Consider the following 17026-nt stretch of genomic DNA (forward strand, 5'->3'; position numbering starts at 1 on the left):
GTCGAAGCGATTCCGCTTCAACGGGAAATGCTTATGCTTCGCCGCATTGTCCTGCCGTCGAAGCGATTCCGCTTCAACGGGAAATGCTTATGCTTCGCCGCATTGTCCTGCCGTCGAAGCGATTCCGCTTCAACGGGAAATGCTTATGCTTTGCCGCATTGTCCTGCCGTCGAAGCGATTCCGCTTCAACGGGAAATGCTATAGCTTCAGTTCATGATGGATGCACGCCTGAACCAGAATCACCCCGTCTCTCGGCCTTCCCGCCCGACAGCAGAGGGTGTTAAGGCCATTCTGGGGCCAACCAATACCGGCAAGACATGGTTGGCGATTGAGCGGATGGTGGCTCATTCATCCGGCATCATCGGCCTGCCGCTCCGTCTGCTTGCGCGTGAAGTCTACCAGAAAGTGGTTGATCGTGTCGGCATCGGCGCAGTGTCACTGATCACCGGCGAAGAAAAAATCAAACCGCCCAATGCCCGCTACATTGTGTGCACGGTGGAGGCCATGCCGCATGACACATCGGCAGCCTTTGTGGCGATTGATGAAGTGCAGCTCGCCAATGATCTGGAACGCGGCCATATTTTCACAGACCGTATACTGCACATGCGCGGCCGCGAAGAAACCTTGCTGCTTGGCTCTGCCAGCATGCGCCCGGTTCTGGAGCGCCTGATACCGGGCATCACCGTGCAGACCCGCCCTCGCCTGTCGCAACTCCATTACGCTGGTCAGAAGAAACTGACCCGTTTGCCACGACGCAGTGCCATCGTCGCATTTTCTGCTGACGAGGTTTACGCAATAGCCGAGCTGGTGCGGCGCCAGCGGGGTGGCGCGGCGGTGGTGCTGGGCGCACTCAGCCCGCGCACACGCAATGCGCAGGTTGAATTGTATCAGAGCGGCGAGGTTGAATTTCTTGTTGCCACAGACGCTATAGGCATGGGCCTGAACCTGGACGTTGACCATGTGGCTTTCGCGCAGGACTGGAAGTTTGACGGTTTTCAGTACCGGCAACTGGCGCCAGCCGAATATGCCCAGATTGCAGGCCGCGCGGGAAGGCATCTGAAAGATGGCTCATTTGGTGTGACTGGCCAGGTCGCACCCCTGTCTGCCGAACTTGCCGAAGATCTTGAAGCTCATCGCTTCGAGCCGATTCGGCTCATGCAGTGGCGCTCGCGCCAGCTTGATTTTTCCTCGGTGCAGGCACTGACACGCAGCCTTGAAGTGTTGCCGCCGACAAGCGACCTGACACGCGCCTTGCCTTCCGTTGATCAACGAGCTCTCGATTTCCTCTCCCGAGACAGCTGGGTGCTTTCAGCGGCCAGCAACCGGCGTGCGGTGGAACTGTTGTGGGAGGCGTGCAAGCTGCCGGACTACCGGCGAATCGCTCCGGCTCAGCATGCAGAGATCATCCTGGCGGTGTATCGCGACCTTGTGAGCACCGGAAGAGTGGCCGAAGATTACATGGCGGCACAGGTTGAACGAGCAAATTTTACGGAGGGCGATATCGATACGCTTTCCCAGAGAATAGCCGAGATTCGCACCTGGACCTATATTTCGCACCGGCCCGGATGGCTTGCCGATCCGTCACACTGGCAAGAAAAGACGCGTTCGATTGAAGATAGGCTCTCTGACGCATTGCACGAAAGGTTGACGAAACGCTTCGTAGACCGCAGGACAAGCATCTTGATTAGGCGGCTGAGAGAGAACGCATTGATGGAAGCTGAGATCGGCGGCGACGGCAAGGTGCTCGTAGAGGGTCATCATGTGGGGGAGCTGCAGGGGTTCAGGTTCACGCCGGACATAAAATCTGACGGGCCGGATGCCAAAGCTGTGCGCGCTGCTGCGCAAAAAGCCTTGGCGGGTGAGTATGAAACCAGAGCAGAACGTTTTTCCAACGCACCCAACAGCGATCTGGCCATTGGGTCAGACGGTTTGGTTCGGTGGCTGGGCGCACCGATTGCCAGCCTGACCAGTGGAGAGCGTGCGCTTAAGCCGCGGCTCGTGATGCTGGCGGATGAGCAGTTGTCTGGCGCCGCGCGCGACAAGGTGGTCGCCCGGGCAGAGCGTTTTATCACCTATCAGGTTTCCACCATTCTAAAGCCACTGGCAGACCTGGAAGCGGGTGAAGGGCTGGAAGGCACTGCCAAAGGCATCGCCTTTCGCCTGTCTGAAAACTTCGGCCTGCTGCAAAGACGCGATGTGGCCGACGAAATCCGCTCACTCGACCAGGAGGCGCGTGCTGCACTGCGCCGCCTGGGCGTGCGGTTCGGTGCGTACCACATCTTTCTGCCCACACTGATCAAGCCCGCCCCTGCGGCGCTCATAACCCTTCTTTGGGGGGTGATGAACGATGGTCGCGACAAGCCCGGCTTCGGTGAGGTGACACAGCTTCTGGCAACAGGGCGCACATCGGCGGCTATTGATCCGGAGTTCGACCCTGTATTCTACGCACTTGCAGGCTACCGGTCGCTGGGGCGAAGAGCGGTGCGCGTCGATATTCTGGAGCGGCTGGCAGATCTTATCCGCCCGACACTGGCGTGGAAGCAGGGAACTGCGCGTCGCCCGGATGGCGGCTATAACGGGCGGGAATTTGTTGTCACACCGGCAATGATGTCAATTCTGGGTGCCACGGCGGAAGATATGGATGAGATCCTGAAGGGTCTTGGCTATCGCGCCCATTCGGTCAGCGCAACGGACGTTGAGCAACTGCTGGCAAAGCAGGACGCAGCTTTTGCCGCCGCAACTGCTGCTCCGGCAGAAAATGCACCAGCAGAGCCCGCGCCGGAAGACAACACTTCTGAGGATCAGGCCGTTGAACCGGCAGTGCAGGCCGACGCTGAAACCGTCGCGGCAGATGTTTCGGCTGAAACAGAGGTGAGCGCTCAGCCCGTTGACGCCGAGGTTGCGCCTCTGGATGTTGCCCCGGTTGAGGACGTGACGGCCGACGAGGACACTGCACCAGCGGGAGATGCGCAGGCCACAACGCCGGACACAAGCACGGACGCACCAGCAGAGGCCGCTCCTGCGGCTGAAGCGGATGTGAAGATGATCCAGCTATGGCGCCCATTTCGTGGAGAACGGAACGCTGGCGGACGGCGGGATGAAAACCGGCGTGGCGGGCATGGCCAGCAGCAACGCCGCCCCGCAGAGGGTGAAGGCGAGGCAAGGCAGCGCCCTGCCCACCAACGCCCGCAGCGAAGGCAGAACGAGCAGGGCGAAGGTGCCCAGCGCCATCACCAGAAATTTGGCGGCAAGCGATTTGACGGCAAGGGCGGCAAGCACCGTTCGGGTGAGCAGGAACAGCGCAAGCCGCAGATGCATCAGCAGGAAAAGCGGGTTGAGAAGCCACGGCCAATTGATCCCGATTCACCATTTGCCAAGCTGGCGGCCCTGAAAGACAAGCTCAAGCAGTAACTCTTACAAAGCGAAACTGCGGGGAACTCGTTGACACAATCCGCGCCATTGCAGGAACAGCGCATTGACAAATGGCTGTTCTTTGCGCGGATCGTCAAATCCCGCAGTCTGGCGCAGGAGCTGCTGAGTTCAGGTGCTGTTCGTCTGAACCGCGTTAAGGTGCAACACAATGCCCGTGTCGTGCGTGCGGGTGATGTGTTGACAATCGCCATTGCCAACCGCGTGCGGGTGTTGCGCATAGCCGCCATTGGCATCAGGCGTGGCCCGGCCGCGGAGGCTGCAACTCTCTATTTCGACCTTGCTGGCGAAGGCGGCTCTGCGGAAGCGGTGGAGAAATCAATACCCGAATAGGCTGAAAAGACAGTAAGGATTGCTCTTGCATCAAGGATCGCAAGACGCTACCTCGGCGTCTAGAGCAATTCCAGCAATGCTTGTGCAGGTGTGCAGCGATGAACGTGTGCGTGCTGAGCTTAGGCATTTCACTGTGAGGCGGACCCGCTTCAACAGCAGGACAAAGCGACGTAGCCAAGACTTCTGGCGCTTCAGGTGATCGAAAGGTCACAAGGAACGCTCGAAGGACAAAGTCTCATTTTCAACTGCCCCGGTACACCCTTTGTGCCGGCAAGTTTCAGGACCGCCTGACATGACCTATGTCGTGACCGACAACTGCATACGCTGCAAATATATGGATTGCGTGGAAGTTTGCCCGGTCGATTGTTTTTACGAAGGCGACAACATGCTCGTCATTCACCCGGATGAGTGCATTGATTGCGGCGTTTGCGAGCCGGAATGCCCGGCTGAGGCAATCAAGCCGGACACGGAGCCGGGGCTGGACAGCTGGTTGCAGCTCAATGCCGAATACGCCGAAAAATGGCCCAATATCACGATCAAGCGTGACGCGCCGGACGATGCCAAGGAAATGGACGGCGTTGATGGCAAGCTGGCAAAATTCTTTTCCCCCGAACCTGGCAGCGGCGATTGAAAATCGGAAAGTGATTCTCTTTGATTTTGCGGTGCAAAATGCTGCCCTGCGGGACATATTAGGGGAATGGTAACCGTTCTGAGTCAGGGAGTCGCGCTGCGCTGAAGCATTATTGTTGAAATTTGCGCAAAACTGGGGTATTATTTCAGCAACAGTCGAATGCTGTTGATCTTTTACGATCCAACGGCATCGCGGCAACTTCCGAAAGGCGTTTCTTCGTCACATTTGATTTACATCACCAGCCGTCTGCGCTGGGTATGTTTTCTGATGCCTGATGATGTTCGCTCCAGGAGCCAGACTGTCGTGTCATCATGAGATGACTCGCGCTCTAATCCGGCGACCTATAGCGTCGTCCCCGTGCTTATCGGCATTTGCAGCCGGGCACAACAGGGAGTTTTAGCAGGCGTATGAGCATTCAGAAGAAAACCTCCCAACGTCAAGGTTTCAAAACAGGTGAAAGCATCGTTTATCCGGCGCACGGCGTTGGACAGATCGTTGCGATTGAAGAGCAGACCGTGGCTGGAATGAAGCTCGAGCTCTTCGTTATCGATTTCGAAAAAGACAAAATGCGGCTGAAGGTGCCGGTTGCAAAGGCCGAGGCAGTCGGCATGCGCAAACTTGCAGAAACCGATTTTGTCGAGCGTGCACTGAAGGTGGTTCAGGGCCGTGCGCGGATCAAGCGCACCATGTGGAGCCGCCGTGCACAGGAATATGATGCAAAGATCAATTCCGGTGACCTGATTTCGATCGCCGAGGTTGTGCGTGATCTGTATCGTGCAGACACTCAGCCGGAGCAATCCTACTCAGAGCGTCAGCTCTATGAAGCAGCCTTGGGCCGCATGGCCCGCGAACTGGCTGCTGTGAACGAAGTCTCGGAAACTGAGGCTGTTCGTCTTATTGAAATCAACCTCAACAAGGCTCCAAAGCGCACTGCCAAGGTTGCCGAGAACGATGAGGATGAGATTGAGGCGGATGAAGCCGCTTAAAACGGCGCCTACTGTCTGAACCCATTAAAGCTGGTGCTCTACTCTGGAGCGCCGGCTTTTTTATTTGTGCCTGTGGACAGGTGATTTCCCATACACAGTATGCTTCAACGTCCTTGAAAACATGCGCCTCGCGTCATGAAATTGTAAATTATCACTCGCCCGATAGCCGCACGCTGCTGAAATTGCATCATTTTTCAGGTTGCCAAACGGATCAACCTTCCTAATTTTACAATATTTCGCGAATATCTGGAACCTTAGATTGTTTCCGCCGTTGTTTCTGTGCCGCAACGACAAGGTGTGTTGCCTTATCACCTTGCGATTTCGTCCTGACAGAATTTTCAGCGAGAGGTCTCAACATGAAGTCCCAGCCAGCAGGTCGCCTCATGATCCGTGCAGCTATGGCTGCACCTTATCTGGAACGGGGCGAGGAATACGACCTCGCTGTACGATGGAAGGAGCGGCAGGATCAGGACGCGCTCCATCAGATCACCGCCGCGCATATGCGGCTTGTTATTTCAATGGCGGGCAAGTTCCGGCATTTTGGCCTTTCAATGAGCGACATGATCCAGGAAGGTCATGTTGGTCTTCTGGAAGCGGCTGCCCGCTTTGAACCAGAGCGCGAGGTCCGGTTCTCCACCTATGCTACGTGGTGGATACGCGCCTCTATCCAGGATTATATTCTGCGTAACTGGTCAATCGTACGCGGTGGAACTTCGTCCACGCAAAAGGCTCTGTTCTTCAACCTCCGGAGATTGCGGGCCAGATTGAGCCAAGGCTCGGAGACACTGGCGAACAGTGATATTTATCGTGAGATTGCCTCTGCCTTAAACGTGTCTGTACAGGATGTGGCACTGATGGACAGTCGTCTGTCCGGCCCGGACTCATCGCTGAATGCGCCTCTATCCGACGATGAAAGCGGTGGCTCGGATCGACAGGACTTCCTGGTGTCGAATGACCCTCTTCCCGACGAAATGGTGTCGAGCGTCATTGACGATGAGCGACGCGTAATCTGGCTTGCGGACGCGCTGGATGTTTTGTCTGAACGTGAACTGCGAATTATTCGCGAGCGGCGTTTGCAGGATGACGGCGAAACTCTTGAGGCTTTGGGCAGCAAGCTCGGAATTTCCAAAGAACGGGTTCGCCAGATTGAAACACGGGCCCTGGAAAAGCTACGGGCTGCGCTTTTGGCGAAGAACCCGGATGAAGCGGCCTATGTAAGCTGAAAACCAGAGATTACCGAAACCTCCGGCCCGTTAAACAACGGGCCGGAGGTTTTTTGTTATTCAGAAATAATCTTGTAGCGCCCGCCGGTGCGTATGCCGCGCCCGTCCTCAAGACCATTCAGCAGACGGAATAGCTCCAGCTTGCGGTCTACACCCTGCATTCGTGCAGAGATGGACGATTCCGTATCGCCAACCCCGGCATTCACAATGCGAATGCGCAAGGGTTTCAATGCCTGCCGCTCGGCGGGCGACATGAGGCGGAACGAGCTGGAGATTTCCCGGGCAACGGGCTCAAGGCGGTCAGTTGATCCGGCGGGCAGAGCTGTCAGGAAGCGGTAAACCTGCCCGCCAACTCGCACCAATGTGATGTCGAACGCATAGGCGCCACCCTTGGCGCGCGCCGTTATGCCCTGAAGGTCGCCCATTTGTATCGGTCGGACAGAGCTTTCGTCCAGTCCACCAATCCAACCACTGCGCACATAGTCATCCAGAGAGGTGCGTTCAGACAGAGCCACACCATCAAAGCGTATGGCGGTGTCACCCGGCCCGGTGGCAAGCACTGCCTCAGCGGTGTTGTCGATGACAAAGCCGTTCGGCACGGCAAAAGTTATGCCCAGACCCGGATGGTAAAAGTTTCTCTCCCGCACATAACCTTCCGCCGCGGTGTCGCCGAACAACATTCCGTCAATGCCGGTCAGATAGCGGTCCCGTTCGGTAACGCCGGTGCCTTGCGGGCCGAATTCCGCAGCATGCCTGCGCGCAAGTTCAACCCGTTGCGGTGCAGCCGGATGCGAGGCGAGAAAGTCGAGATCGGGATTGCTGGCCTGAAATGCATTGCGGAACTTGGAAAAAGATTCCATCGCACCCAAAAATCTCGACGCAGCATAGGGGTCATAGCCAGCGCGTCCTACATGGCGAATGCCAAGCGCATCGGCTTCCAGTTCCTGATTGCGCGAAAAGCTGGCAAGGCTCAACTGGCCACGTGCCAGTGCCGCCTGTCCGGCCTGAGAGCCTTGAGGGTCGGTTGAAAGCACTTCACTTACAACGCGTCCTGCCAGTTCTGCCGCCTGCTCCCGCTCCTGGCGCTTGATACCGTGATTGGCGGAAACATGCCCCATTTCATGGGCAAGCACCGCGGCCACTTCAGCGGAGTCATTGGCCAATGCCAGCAGGCCGCGCGTGACATAAAGATATCCGCCCGGCAACGCGAAGGCGTTGATATTGGGAGAATTCAGAACCGTGATGGAATATGCGCGGGTTGGATCCTGCGAATAGGCGGCCAGTCGGCCAACAATGGCCGCGAGAGAACGCTCCAGACGGGGGTCGGAATATGCGCCGCCATAGGCAGCAAGGATGCGCGGATGTTGCGAACGCCCGATGACCGATTGCGGGTCATCTGACTGGGCACCTTCAAATGAAATCGGCTGACGCGACTGCGTGGGCAAAAAACCTGAAGGACCACTGGCGGCCGACTGCGCGGCATCTTCCATGCTGGTGCCCAGCGAGGTGCAGGCGCTGATCAACAGGCAAGCCGACAAGCCGATGGCCAGCCGACCAGCCCGGTTCTTTGTGCCTTTGACAGGAAGGCCGTCTTTTGACCGTACCGGCATGGCCTTCATGGTTTTTTCGCAACTCCTGCCTTGCAACACCGTCTCAGGCATATTTCTAACGCTAGCGTGTCTTTTCGAAAAGCACCACAAAGCAACAACCACGACGATTCTCGAAGATGCCGGCGCTTTCCTCAGTGGCTTTCTGTCTCACCTCTAAATCGGTCAGAAATATGAGCGTTCAAGCCTTACCAAGATAAGAAGCGATGCGACTGTCTACAGGAGGCGTCAAAAGTGTGGAAGTGTTGCCCGACAGCACAATTTCACCGTTGTCGACGAAGGCAAGCTTTTCGGCATAACCTGCTGCATCATCCGGCTGATGCGTCACCATAAGAATTGCCATGCCGGTTTGCAGCCTTAGCCTTGAAAGCAGTTCCAGCATTTCCAGGCGCATGGCTGGGCCAAGCGCCGCAAATGGCTCGTCCAGCATCAGTATGGGCCTTTTGCGCACCATGGCCCGGGCCAGGGCCACACGCTGGCGTTCGCCACCAGACATTTGCGCAGGCAAGCGGGTTTCAAATCCGCCAAGCCCAACCATGGCCAATGCTTCACCAGCCGCCAGCTTTTGCGAAGCATCCGGCCGCATGCGGCTGGTAAGACCCAAAACAACATTCTGCAATGCCGTCAAATGCGGGAAAAGGTTGTTCTCCTGAAACAGGAAGCTCACCGGTCGCTCACCTGGGGCAACGTCAGTCAGATCCCTGCCGTCAATCAGAATACGGCCGGCAACCGGCGTGATAAAACCGGCAATCAGGTCCAGCAGCGTCGATTTTCCGGCGCCGCTTGGTCCGACAATGGCCAGCCATTCTCCGGCTTCCACTGCCAGATCAAAGTGCATGGCAGCGCCCTGATAGGCATAAGTGAGATTTTCGACAACCAGAATCGGCATCAGTCAACAGTCCCTCGGGTTCGGGTTCCCAATTCCGCCAGCCACATCAGAAACATGCAGATTGCCGCCAGCATCAATGCCAGGCCAGCAGCATCGGTGCTGCGATAGCTGCCCATGCGCTGAAGCAACAGATAGGGCAGAGTGACCAGGTCCTGATTGCCGAACAATGCCACGACGCCCAGATCGCCAAGCGACAGCGCCAATCCGAAGGCTGCCGCCAGCCCCAGTGGAAGGCGAAGCGCGGGCCATTCCACCAGTCGCCAGCGGGCAAAGCTGCCGAGAGCAAGATGCCCTGCCAATTTGCCATAGCGTTGATGCGCAGTGGCAAGCGCAGGCCCGAGAATGCGGATCATGAAGGGAATGGCGATAATGGCATTGCTGACAACAATCACTGCCGGTGCCACCCTGTAGACGTCCGTCGCCTGCCGCAGAACAAGAAACCAGCCGGCGCCAACGACGATCGGCGGCACGACCAGAACGATACTGCCAATATAGTCGAAGAGAAACGCCGCCCGCCCTCCGGCCCCGGCCTGCCTTCCCATCACCAGCGCGAGTGATACAACAATGCCCAGGCCGGTTGCCAGAACGGCAATTTTCAGGCTGGTCAGAATCGCACGCTGCACATCGGCCTGCATGATCAATCCTGTCAGATTGGCCTGCAAGCCAGATGAGAGAATGAAGAAGAACGGCGCGATAACAAAAGTCGCACCCATGGCAATGATTGCGGCGTCAGCGCAGCGCCAGAGCAATGGGCTCTTGTCGTAGCGCAATGCGGGGCTGCCCAGTGAAAACATGGCTGCACCATCGGCTTTGCGCATCAACATGGGTACCAGTATCAGGCTGACAACAACGATTTGAAGAACAGCCAGGGAAATAACCCTGCCCGGGTCGAAATCATAGCGAAGCGACTGATAAATTGCGACTTCCAGAGTGGTGGCTCCCGGCCCGCCGCCGAGCACAAGGACCAGGGCAAAGCTGGTAACACACAGCATGAAAATAAGGCTGGCTATTCCGGCAAGGGCGGGCCGGATTGCCGGCCACTCGACAATGCGAAACGTAGCCACCCGTCCAAAGGAAAGTTGCCCGGCCAGTTTCCAGTTTTCTGCCGGGACTGTGGACAAGGCTGCCAGCATCAGCCGGGCTGCCAGCGGCATGTTGAAGAACACATGGGCCAGCAGAATGCCGGTCAATCCATAGATGTTCAGACGGCCAAGCCCTGCACTGACCAACAGGTCGGAAACCACTCCTGCCCTGCCCCACACCTCAACAATGCCCAGGGCAGCCACCAGTGTGGGCAACGCCTGGGGCAACAAGAACAGCCGAAGCAGCAATTGCCGCCCGGCAAACCGGTTGCGATGCAGCGCCAGCGCAAGCGGAAGTGCCAGAACAACCGACAGGATTGCCGATAACGCAGCCTGCATCAGCGTGAAGCGAAGCACTCCCAGAATGTAGCTGTCATCCAGAACGGCTGCCAGGCTGGGCAGTGTGCTGGTGGCCAGCGGCAGAATGGCAAATGGTGCAAACAACACCACCGCAATCAGCAAAAGCGCCACCAGCCCCGCTGTTCGCCGTCCATCCCACAATGTTCCGGAAAACGGGACGTGCATAGACCTTAGCAATATCAGCGACCGATTGCCTGCAACCATTCCTGTGTCCAGGCACGGCGATTGGCTGCAACAATTTCGGGATCAATCGCCAATGTTTTCGCCGGTGTGACCAGTCTCTTGAACTCGTCCGGCATGGGCTCAGGCAGATCAATCACCGGCAGTGTCCAGTTGGTCGTGGGAATAATTGACTGAAACTCGGGAGAGAGGGTGAACTGCAGAAACTGCGTTGCGAGCTCAGGGTTCTTCGAGCTCTTCAACCGGCCGGCAATCTCAACCTGCAGGTAATGTCCCTCGGAAAATTCCGCTGCCTGATAGCGATCCGTACCTTCCTCAATCATGTGGTATGCCGGCGAAGTGGTGTAGGAAAGCACAATGGGAACCTCACCCTTGGTGAACAGGCCATAGGCCTCACTCCAACCAGGGGTTACAGTCAGAATTCGCGGCGCAAGCTCTTGCCATTTTGCAGCCGCGTCATCACCGTAAACCGCCTTCATCCAGAGCAACAGGCCAAGTCCCGGTGTGGATGTCCGCGGATCCATAATGGCAATTTTCTGATCTTTGTCACCGGTCACCAGTTCAGCCAGGCTGGTTGGCGGGGTTTTGACAACCTCACTGTCATAGATGAAGGCAAGCGGCGCGTAGTCAAAGGGCACAAACACCTTGTCATCAAATCCACCGGGAAGATTGATCGCCGACAGGTCGACGTCAGACTCGGCAAACAGTTCGGTTGCCATCAGTTCGGGAATCAGGTCCGTGGTCATGCCCAGTGCCACATCGGCCTGAGTGGAGTTCCCCTCCAGCCGCAGACGGTTCAGGATGCCAACGCCGTCATCCAGCCCAACCAGCTTCAGATCACAGTTGCAGATTGCTTCAAAAGCCGCCTCAACTTTTGGACCGGGGCCCCATTCGGGAATAAAGCTGTCATAGGTGTAAACTGTTAGAACTGGCTTATCGGCCTCTTGGGCAAAGGCAGATGAAACCCCGATAAACAATGTTGCGACAAGACATGAAATTCGCATAAGGCACCCATTATAGTCGGAGGGTGCGTTGGTCAGCGGCACGTGCTGGACCTCCCCATCCCTACGCCGGTACAAGCCGGATCAGGTTCGGCGGGTTGGCAGCTTGCCTCTCAGCCCTTAAGGGCACCCCGTGAGAACTCTTATTGTAACCGAGCCTGACACTGATGAACAGGGAGCAGACCTCATGACCGTTCTGGTCGTCTTGATGGCGGGTGAGATTGCACCAACAGCGCAACTGCGCGCATTTGTGCAGGGAAAAACGGTGATTGCGGCGGATGCCGGTATTCGCCATGCCAAAGCGCTGGATGTGAAACCGACATTGTGGGTCGGCGACTTTGACTCAACTTCGGCGGAGTTGCTGGCCGCTTTCGATCACGTTGAAAAACGCAGTCTGCCCCGAGAAAAAGACATCACCGACGGTGAGTACGCGATCGTCGAGGCGTTGGCGCTTGGCGGAACCGAACTGTTGATCGTCGGGGCGTTGGGCGGCGCGCGCACTGACCATGTTTTTTCCAATCTGGTACTGGCTTCAAGCTACGCCGACCGTGTGCAACGGCTTGTGTGTTTCGACGGGCGTGAATGGGTGTATCCACTTCGGCATGATCAGGTGCTGAGCCATGAGGCTCGGGCAGGTGTGCAATTCAGCGTCTGCAAGTTCTCGGCCATCGGCAATCTGTCGATTCGCGGCGCTCGCTGGCCACTCTACAATGTCGATGTGCCGTTCTTGTCGATTCTGACGCAGTCAAACGAGGCGCTTGGCCCGGTTGAAATCGAGCTTTCTTCGGGTCGTGCACTGGCAATTTTTGAAGCGAATTGAACATTCCGGAGGATATTTTCGGAAAGCTGAAGTCTTCGCCTTTGCTTGGAAGTGAACTTCCATTATTGTGCGCCCGGCTGGTCCCATAGCTCAGCAGGATAGAGCACCAGATTCCTAATCTGGGGGCCGCTGGTTCGAATCCAGCTGGGATCACCATATTTCGCGGCACCAGTTCACGGACACGCCCTGATGATAGAACGGACCCGAAGATCGGGTGAGCTCGTCAAGCATCGAAAAACTGGCGCAGGAATAGCCCCTATCGGGCTTCGTCATCAGTCGGTGGCAGAGTGATGCGGTAATCTCCTCCGTGATCCTCCACCTCGATCTTGCCGATCCATTCGCCGACGGCCTCTAATGGTCGTCCAATGAAGCTATCCACTATCCAGTAAAAAAGGCCGTAAGCGACAGCGAACAGGCACAGTGTCAGTGTGGCCGCAAGCAAGAGCCCTCGTACCCATGGTTGGCGGGGCTTGCTCTCTAATCGCGTCTTCCTCATCGCAGTCCCTCTGAATATCTTCATCTGAGGAGTTCAACGAACGATTCAACTTTAAATCGACTGGCAGTCGCCAAACTCCCACAAGGGATTGTTTCGATCTACAGCGTTGCAACCCACCACCAGCCATACAAAAGGATCATGGTGGCGGCGAGTATCCGCCTCGGCACACGCATGCTCTGCCCTTGCAGCATAAACGCCGGGTGCAAGGTGAAGCCCCGTCCCCACAGCCACCAGACAATCGCCGGGAGAAGGCCGTAAAGAATCCAGCCCAGGATGAGCATGGCCCAGTAAGGAGCAATGAACGCAAAAATCATCGCGGGCATACTCAATATGGCAAGCGGCGCCTCCAGATCGATACCGCCCGTAACACAGGTTCCGTTGCTTGGGCCTATTTGACAGCCGGGAATGAAGACCCGCACGATCGCGAACGCGACACCCCACATCAAGGCCAGGATCGCCGGTATGGCGATCAACACGATCGATATGATCCGCCAGACGCGCCACCCGGTTGGATCGTTGATCGTATGCGCCATGCCTGAGGGGGTTTCTGTCATGCTACCACCCGCTCAGTCCTGCTCATAAACGGCCCATGCTTTTTCGAAGCGACCCGCCTTCAGATCCTCCTGACGCATAAGGATATTGAGCGCGCCGGGCAACAAATTGCCGATGGCGTCGTCGGGTCCCAGTTGGAATACGAGCCGCCATGCAGCTTCATCCTCCAGCAGGCGTTTGCCCTCGGCGGAGCTGAACGCCTCCGAGGTGCCGGCGTTCAGGCCATTGGCGGCGAGTTGCGCTGTACCCTCCATCGTCGCCTGGATCGCGCGGCGCCAGCCACCGAGTTGATGCGCTTGTTCCGGCCCGTCGCCCGGCCAACCCGGCACTTGGGAAAGCCAGCTTCCGTATGTCGAAAGGTCCGCTTCCGACAGACCCAGCGCCTCAGCCGCGGCAGAGTATTGCGGAACAGCGGTGAGCACCGAGTGCGCGGTCACTGTTGCCGGCTTCAAACTCGTTCCGACAAAGTCGGAAATGGCCGCGAGCGCTTCCGGCAGTTCGGCTCGCACCAGTTCGTCGGCAGGCGAGCGGTCGTGGATCACGCGCAAGCCGATACTGGATGCGGGATGATATGACGGTGGAAGCACGAAAAGATCGTAGAAGAAGTAGAGCCGTCCGTCGCGAGGCAGCGCCGCATCGAAACCTGGGGAACTGGACAAATCGGCCAGATCGATTTGCGCCAGGAATGCCAGCGGGAATGCGCCTTTGAGCGCCTTAACCTTTGCGATTGCCTCATGGGCAACCTCGGCGGCTTGTTCGGGGGTGAATGTATAAGAGAAGCCTGCGTCCAAATCATCATTGCTGATCGACAACGACTGCATGAAGGCTCGCGTTTCGGCCTTCAGCCTTTCGTTTTCCGCCAGCATCGCCTTGCCGTCTTCGGCGCTCATCCAGGGCGGCACTTGGCCAGCGTCAGCATGGAAGCGCTCTGCGCCATTATAGGTTTCGCGGATGAGTTCTTCGGCATTTGCATACGCCCCACGATGAGGCCAGGGCACCGTCGCCGGAAGATCGGGCCGTCCACCGAACTTGGTTGAACCGATGGCGATCACGTCGTCATTCTCTTGCGTTGTGGTCAGCATCATGGCGGGACGCGCAGCGTCAATAATCAAGGCCACAGCGCTCGCAGGAACTTCGGCCTGCAAGAGGGAAGAATGCAAGGCCGGACCGTCCACTGGCCAGCCGGTCAATCCATCGTCCATCATAACCTCCATCGTTACATAATCCTGTAGCTGCCATAGACTGGCAGGACTGTCGCTGCCAATCAGCACAACGCCTTAAGCTCGTAGTGTTATCTGGCCATGACGCAAGATTGATCGTGTGTGCCGCGCCGCTTTCGATCGCTGATGATGTAAAAACCAGCAGGCGCAACGGGGCCACATGTCCATTCGGTAGCTGTCGACGGGTTCATCAACGACATGCCGCATCTTGCACCGGCCCCGGTCCGCGTCAAAAAACAAACCCGAAAGCTCACCGCTCTATGGAACGGCGTCACCGCCGAAGGCGTATTGTCTATGCGTAATGTGCGATGCCGCATTGCTTTGATCATCAAGGCGGCATTGTTCGGGCCTCGACCACGTCGTGTCAGGCTTTAAATCCAGAACACCTGACTTGAAAGGAATGCTTGATGACTGTCGTGCTTGCCACCGTTTGCCGAGATGGAGTTGTGATCGGCTCGGATTCCCAGATCACCGACAAGGGGCGAGGCATGACATATCCAGCACAAAAACTTCATCCCTTGGGCGAGTCAGCGGCATGGGGCGGAAGTGGAGCGCGCTCAGTGCTGACAGATGTTGAACGCTGTTTCAACGAAAACAGCGCCACGATTTTGGAGTCACCCGACATCGGTCGTGCGTTACAGGCACAGGTTCTGCCGATCCTTCACCATCACTACGAGACCTTTATATCCGATGTTCCGGGCGATGAGGACAATGGGACGCCCGCGGCCTATGTGATGGCCGCTGGCTGGCGCGACGGCGAGCCCTGGATCCTCGAGATCACACCATCTGGAATGATCGGGCACTATGCCGATATTGGTTTCCACGCTATTGGCAGCGGTGCAGCTATGGCCCAGCAGGCTGGTTCGCTTCTCTCCCACTTTCTATTGGCAGATCGATCCGTGCATTTCGGATGCGCAGCGGTGCTGCGGGTTCTGCAAGCGCTTGATCTTACCTCTGCCAGCGTTGGTAAGCCTTTCAGCCTGTGCAGAATAGACGCAGAAGGTGCCCACCACCTCAGTGATAAAGAAATTGAGGACCTGGGCAACGTCGTGAGCAAATGGGAGAAAGCCGAACAGGCCGTTATCGCCAAAATGTTCGATTGAAAAATTTTGGCCGCCTGACGGGCGAACTAAAGTGCTTTGGAGTGTTGTGCAGCAGCAAGCTGATTGGGGCTTCCCGCAGCGGTGCTTGGCGGGAAACCACTGCATTTTTGCTGGCTGCGAATGCAATTTCCTGCCTGTGTGACGCCCCGTCGGCGAAGAACCTTGGCGCGAGCTATTGCAGGCTGACAACAGACCCGCTCCGAACCGTTTCGAAGTTTGTCAGAAAAGATGTGCTTACAGGTCAGGCTGTTCGACAAAAGGGCAGCCTGTTTTTCTCCCACCCGTCACTCCGGCGAGAACCTCATCAATGACCGTGCAATCACCCTGATCCGCTCATTGTCATCGTCTGCAAGGACAGAAATGGCGTCAAAGACTTTCGGATGTCCGCCAGCTTCAGCAAAAGGCGCGATGCTATACAACGCCTGGTATCGAACATCCCAGCTGGGGTCTTCAAGCATCGCTATGCTGACCTGGATGAAAGCCGGGTCATTGCTTTGACGAAACACCTCCAATGCCTGTTTGCGAACGGGAACAGCCGGTGAACTAAGAGCCGCCTTTGCAACCTGCAAAATTGCAGACCGGTGTTTTCCACTGTGTTGGACGAGGTGCGTAAAAAGAACGAGCACGTCATCCTGGATCGCGGGGTCGGCGAGCGCGAACGCGCTGACCAGCTTTGGAATTGCCTCCAGGTCGGCATTGCTCGGCTCATGCTGAAGCAGCCTGAGCCTTTGCGCGTTGACCTCCCGTGCAAAATCACTTGCATCGACGGGTGGGTTGGTTGCCCATTCTGCCAGAGTTGTCAAAGACGGCCCGCTCCAGGACGGCGAAGCGACTGCCAGCAACGGTAGCAGAGCAAGCAGACTTAAGGCGCGGGCTTTCGGCATAGTGGCCATCTCCTTGGCACGGTATCGGTGATAGGACGTCTCAAGGCTCACATAGCTTGGCAACCGGGTGCAAATGTTCCTGAAGACCGGCCCCGGCCAATTGCGCATCAGGCCTTGCGTCCTGAAAACCCTCGTGGCCAGAAATGCCGACCATGCCCGGCGTGAACGCCCGTAACGCAACGGAAATCAGCCGGCATTGCAAGCTTCGCTGGGCCTTGGCGTGTGGCCGT

Annotated in this window: 14 protein-coding genes, 1 tRNA gene and 1 riboswitch; of the genes, 8 read left to right on the plus strand and 7 right to left on the minus strand. The window is 57.1% G+C overall.

Features of this window, described 5'->3' with window-relative positions; all coding sequences use genetic code 11:
• Positions 1-213 precede the first annotated feature (213 nt).
• The 5 genes from FPY71_RS15010 to FPY71_RS15030 all read left to right on the plus strand — a co-directional run bounded on the left by FPY71_RS15010 (position 214) and on the right by FPY71_RS15030 (position 6602).
• A complete protein-coding gene (locus FPY71_RS15010; RefSeq protein ID WP_149301147.1) occupies positions 214-3411 on the plus strand; it encodes a helicase-related protein in 3198 nt (1065 codons plus the stop codon).
• A 30-nt stretch (positions 3412-3441) separates the two neighbouring features.
• Entirely contained in the window at positions 3442-3762 is a 321-nt protein-coding gene (locus tag FPY71_RS15015) for an RNA-binding S4 domain-containing protein (protein WP_149301148.1), read from the plus strand.
• A gap of 292 nt (positions 3763-4054) precedes the next feature.
• Positions 4055-4393 carry a ferredoxin FdxA gene (gene fdxA, locus FPY71_RS15020; protein ID WP_149301149.1) on the plus strand — a complete coding sequence of 113 codons (339 nt, stop codon included), beginning with the start codon at positions 4055-4057 and terminating at the stop codon, positions 4391-4393.
• Positions 4394-4800: 407 nt separating this feature from the next.
• Positions 4801-5379, plus strand: a complete 579-nt coding sequence (locus FPY71_RS15025) for a CarD family transcriptional regulator (protein WP_149301150.1) — start codon at positions 4801-4803, stop codon at positions 5377-5379.
• A gap of 356 nt (positions 5380-5735) precedes the next feature.
• A complete protein-coding gene (locus FPY71_RS15030; protein ID WP_149301151.1) occupies positions 5736-6602 on the plus strand; it encodes an RNA polymerase factor sigma-32 in 867 nt (288 codons plus the stop codon).
• Between the two features lie 56 nt (positions 6603-6658).
• Here the strand turns inward: FPY71_RS15030 and FPY71_RS15035 are convergent, their stop codons facing one another.
• The 4 genes from FPY71_RS15035 to thiB all read right to left on the minus strand — a co-directional run bounded on the left by FPY71_RS15035 (position 6659) and on the right by thiB (position 11724).
• Positions 6659-8212, minus strand: a complete 1554-nt coding sequence (locus tag FPY71_RS15035) for a M48 family metalloprotease (RefSeq protein ID WP_149301351.1) — start codon at positions 8210-8212, stop codon at positions 6659-6661.
• 178 nt (positions 8213-8390) lie between these two features.
• The gene (gene thiQ / locus FPY71_RS15040; protein WP_246160598.1) at positions 8391-9098 is read right to left on the minus strand and encodes a thiamine ABC transporter ATP-binding protein; all 708 of its coding nucleotides are present in this window, start codon (positions 9096-9098) and stop codon (positions 8391-8393) included.
• Positions 9098-10744 (minus strand): ABC transporter permease subunit, encoded by a 1647-nt coding sequence (locus FPY71_RS15045; protein ID WP_246160600.1) that lies wholly within the window; start codon positions 10742-10744, stop codon positions 9098-9100. The genes thiQ and FPY71_RS15045 overlap by 1 nt, the downstream gene beginning before the upstream one ends.
• The gene (thiB, locus tag FPY71_RS15050) at positions 10720-11724 is read right to left on the minus strand and encodes a thiamine ABC transporter substrate binding subunit (RefSeq protein ID WP_149301353.1); all 1005 of its coding nucleotides are present in this window, start codon (positions 11722-11724) and stop codon (positions 10720-10722) included. The genes FPY71_RS15045 and thiB overlap by 25 nt, the downstream gene beginning before the upstream one ends.
• Before the next feature lie 41 nt (positions 11725-11765).
• Positions 11766-11865: riboswitch (TPP riboswitch) on the minus strand.
• A 43-nt stretch (positions 11866-11908) separates the two neighbouring features.
• On the opposite strand from thiB, the gene FPY71_RS15055 reads away from it, so the two are divergent.
• Positions 11909-12541 carry a thiamine diphosphokinase gene (locus tag FPY71_RS15055; RefSeq protein WP_149301153.1) on the plus strand — a complete coding sequence of 211 codons (633 nt, stop codon included), beginning with the start codon at positions 11909-11911 and terminating at the stop codon, positions 12539-12541.
• A 79-nt stretch (positions 12542-12620) separates the two neighbouring features.
• Positions 12621-12697: transfer RNA gene (locus FPY71_RS15060), tRNA-Arg, on the plus strand.
• A 438-nt stretch (positions 12698-13135) separates the two neighbouring features.
• Here FPY71_RS15060 and FPY71_RS15070 read toward each other — a convergent pair.
• Together FPY71_RS15070 and FPY71_RS15075 are read right to left on the minus strand one after the other, a co-directional pair.
• Positions 13136-13591 carry a hypothetical protein gene (locus FPY71_RS15070; RefSeq protein WP_149301155.1) on the minus strand — a complete coding sequence of 152 codons (456 nt, stop codon included), beginning with the start codon at positions 13589-13591 and terminating at the stop codon, positions 13136-13138.
• Positions 13592-13603: 12 nt separating this feature from the next.
• Positions 13604-14791, minus strand: a complete 1188-nt coding sequence (locus FPY71_RS15075) for a DUF1963 domain-containing protein (protein ID WP_188052368.1) — start codon at positions 14789-14791, stop codon at positions 13604-13606.
• A 425-nt stretch (positions 14792-15216) separates the two neighbouring features.
• On the opposite strand from FPY71_RS15075, the gene FPY71_RS15080 reads away from it, so the two are divergent.
• Positions 15217-15912 carry an Ntn hydrolase family protein gene (locus FPY71_RS15080; RefSeq protein WP_149301157.1) on the plus strand — a complete coding sequence of 232 codons (696 nt, stop codon included), beginning with the start codon at positions 15217-15219 and terminating at the stop codon, positions 15910-15912.
• Positions 15913-16196: 284 nt separating this feature from the next.
• Here the strand turns inward: FPY71_RS15080 and FPY71_RS15085 are convergent, their stop codons facing one another.
• On the minus strand, positions 16197-16796 hold the full coding sequence (locus FPY71_RS15085; protein ID WP_188052369.1) for a HEAT repeat domain-containing protein: 600 nt from the start codon (positions 16794-16796) through the stop codon (positions 16197-16199).
• Between the last annotated feature and the right edge of the window lie 230 nt (positions 16797-17026).

It is taken from the genome of Aureimonas fodinaquatilis (genome assembly GCF_008369445.1).
In the GTDB taxonomy this organism is placed as follows: domain Bacteria; phylum Pseudomonadota; class Alphaproteobacteria; order Rhizobiales; family Rhizobiaceae; genus Aureimonas; species Aureimonas fodinaquatilis.